Annotated in this window: 3 protein-coding genes and 1 rRNA gene; all 4 read left to right on the plus strand. The window is 35.8% G+C overall.

What is annotated here, in order from left to right; all coding sequences use genetic code 11:
* A 5S ribosomal RNA gene (gene rrf, locus HLH16_RS15995) occupies window positions 1–79 on the plus strand; the annotation flags it as partial.
* A gap of 496 nt (window positions 80–575) precedes the next feature.
* Window positions 576–1,925 carry an aromatic acid/H+ symport family MFS transporter gene (locus HLH16_RS07030; RefSeq protein ID WP_171528804.1) on the plus strand — a complete coding sequence of 450 codons (1,350 nt, stop codon included), beginning with the start codon at window positions 576–578 and terminating at the stop codon, window positions 1,923–1,925.
* A gap of 148 nt (window positions 1,926–2,073) precedes the next feature.
* Entirely contained in the window at window positions 2,074–2,709 is a 636-nt protein-coding gene (locus tag HLH16_RS07035; protein WP_171528805.1) for a hypothetical protein, read from the plus strand.
* A gap of 26 nt (window positions 2,710–2,735) precedes the next feature.
* Window positions 2,736–3,059, plus strand: a complete 324-nt coding sequence (locus HLH16_RS07040) for an ankyrin repeat domain-containing protein (RefSeq protein ID WP_171528806.1) — start codon at window positions 2,736–2,738, stop codon at window positions 3,057–3,059.
* Window positions 3,060–3,219 lie beyond the last annotated feature (160 nt).

Raw genomic sequence — 3,219 nt, forward strand, 5'->3', positions numbered from 1 at the left:
TTCCCGAACTCAGAAGTGAAACCTCTTTGCGCTGATGGTAGTGTGGGGTTACCCATGTGAGAGTAAGTCATCGCCAGCTCATTATTCTAAAATCCCCCTGACTCGTAGAGCAGGGGGATTTTTTTATGCTTATAAAAAAGCCAATGCATTTTATTTTAGTCGGATTTTGCTGAGCATCATATTAGATAAATATTTTTAGAATTTATTACGAGAAATTTCAAATAAATTTGATTGAAAAATAAACTAAAATAGGTCAAGACGCACTGAACATGAATTGCGATTATTATAATCTTAAATTATATTATTACTTAGAATATGTTAATAAAAATAAAACGATTAAAGTCAAAATTAATCAATTAGTCGAATATCACGGTAGTAAATAACGAACATTTCTTCATTTGTATATAAAATTAGTTATTTCAATACAATAAGATAGAATGCATTTTATAAAGAAATACTCATATTCTTTAGTCTTATTGAGCATGTATTGTGTTGTCAGTATATTAATACATAAATGAAATTTAACTTAATAATCTTTATTAAGTATGGACAAGTACTCATGGGAGATGAGAACGATGACAACGGAAAAAATAGATGTAAATTCTGTAGTCGATAATGCGAAATTTACGCCTTTCCACTTCAATGTAGTTGCTTGGTGTTTACTCATTATCCTATTTGATGGCTATGATCTAGCAATTAATGGCGTGACTTTACCATTGCTGATGAATGATTGGGGCTTGAGTGCCGTTCAAGCAGGCATGTTAGCCAGTACGGCACTTGCGGGCATGATGTTTGGTGCAATGTTTTTTGGATCATTGGCAGACAAAATTGGTCGTAAAAAAGTGATCATGATTTGTATTGTGCTCTTTAGCGGATTAACTTTTGCAGGTGGTTTTGCATCGAATCCGACTGAATTTGGTATTTTACGTTTCTTGGCGGGTTTAGGGATTGGCGGTGTGATGCCAAACCTTGTGGCTTTAACCTCTGAATACGCACCGCAAAAAATGCGTAGTACGCTGGTTACAACCATGTTTAGTGGTTATGCCGTGGGTGGCGTAATGGCTGCACTGTTGGGTTCATGGTTTACTCCAACTTATGGTTGGCAGGTAATGTTCTTTATTGCGGGCATTCCTTTATTTTTACTTCCGCTTATTTGGAAATTCTTACCTGAATCTTTAGCATTTATGGTGAAGCAAAACAAACAGGAAAATGCACGTGCAATCGTGCGTCGTCTTGAGCCTTCACTTAAAGTTACGGAATCCACGATTTTTACTTTGCCACAAGAAAGTGTGCCTGAAGCTGCAAATGTAGTGAGCTTGTTCCGTCGTGGACGTGCAACCAATACATTGTTGTTCTGGCTTGCATTCTTTACCTGCTTACTGACGATGTATGCGTTAAGCAGCTGGTTGCCTAAGCTAATGATGGCGGCTGGTTACTCGATGGATAACAGTCTAATGTTCATGATGGTGATGAATGTCGGTGCGGTAGTCGGTATTGTCGGCGGTGGTATCTTGGCGGATCGTTTCCACTTGAAACCAGTACTGATGTCCCTTGGGGTTATGGGTGCGATTGTGATGAGCTTAATGGGCTTCCAATCGAATCAATTCCTTCTATACATTTTGGTATTCTTGGCAGGTGCAGCTTCAATTGGCTCGCAAATGCTTCTATATAGCTATGTAGCTCAATATTACCCACTTGCTGTACGTTCGACGGGGATTGGTTGGTCTTCTGCGATTGGTCGTATGGGCGCGATTGTAGGTCCAATTTTAATTGGTGGCTTACTGGGTATGAACTTACCTGCGCACTTTAACTTTATGGCAGTAGGTTTACCGGTACTGATTACTGCGATTGCGGTTGCATTGATTATGAGTGAAGATGAATCTGAAAAGATTGGTTCAACTGAGCCAGCAGTTTCTAAAGCTTAAAAGATTAAGTTTGAAAAAGAAGCCTCCGAAAGGGGGTTTTTTTATAGGCTTACACAAGGTGTTATATAGAATTTCTCTTATATTTTAAGAATGCTTTTTTTTCTAAAAATTAATAATATGTAATTTTATGACTCATAATAATTTGATAATGGAAGAATTACAGAACATATATTTGGAAAGTGTAAAGGATGCACTTTTTCGTTTAAAAGCATGTGAAGACTTATTAAGTTCTTATCATCGTAACAAGAGTATAATTTTTATAGAGTCAGCTATCTTGCAATTGAGAAAGGCTTTGGAATTGATCGCTTTTGCTGCAATTGCACCAAATAAACATGAGTACGAAAAATTTAGGAATAAAGCCGAGAGTCATAATGATTATCGTAAGGATTTTAAAGCTAGTTCAATATTAAAAGCTTTAAGAAAGGTAAATAAGGACTTTTATCCAATTCCTTTAACTGAGGCGAAACTTACGCAAACTGGTGATTATCATTATGATAGGAAAAAAGAAAATTTTTTAACAGTTAGTAAATTTATTACATTATATGACAAATTAGGTAAATATCTTCATGTGGATAATCCATGGGGAAGTAATAAAGAGTTGGAAAATTTTGCACAATCGATGGTAGGAGAAATTAATCTTATTAAATCCCTATTATCTTTGTATTTTACAGTGATTAGAACTAAAGATTTTACAGGTGTATGGGTTCTCAGTACTTCTACTGAGCATGTGTCAGTTAAAATTATAGTAGGATTAGCAGATAGTAATTTTACTGTCACTTCTTAAAGTTTAATAATAAATAGGAGATTCTTATGAAACTCAACTCATTCTCCCCAATCCCTGAAGATGACGAAGAACTGCATCTTCCTGAACTTGTGTACTGGGCTTCACTTGGTGATTTTGAACAGGTGAGTGAAACCTTAAAGCAAGGCATTGATCCTAATTCTACCGATGATGAGGGTTATAGCGCTTTACAGGCAGCCGCTGAAAATGATCATTTGGAAGTTGTGAAGTTACTTGTCAGTAAAGGTGCTAATATTGATCATCGTAGTACATATACTGCCTTGGAACTTGCAGAAATGGCAGGAAATCAAGAAGTTGTTGCCTACCTAAAAAGTCTGGAAAGCCTACATTAATAATTTAATAAATTAATAAAAAAGCCCTAGATTGATGAGCCTGTAAATTATTTTGTGTAAGTTCCATTTTTTATAAATGATCTTTTAATCGATCATCGAACTGAATCGTAAACCAATTCATCGCTAAACGCCAATTTTGAATTGGCATTGTCCATTTTTT

Origin of the sequence: Acinetobacter sp. ANC 5378, assembly GCF_013004315.1 — a bacterium.
Taxonomy (GTDB): Bacteria; Pseudomonadota; Gammaproteobacteria; order Pseudomonadales; family Moraxellaceae; genus Acinetobacter.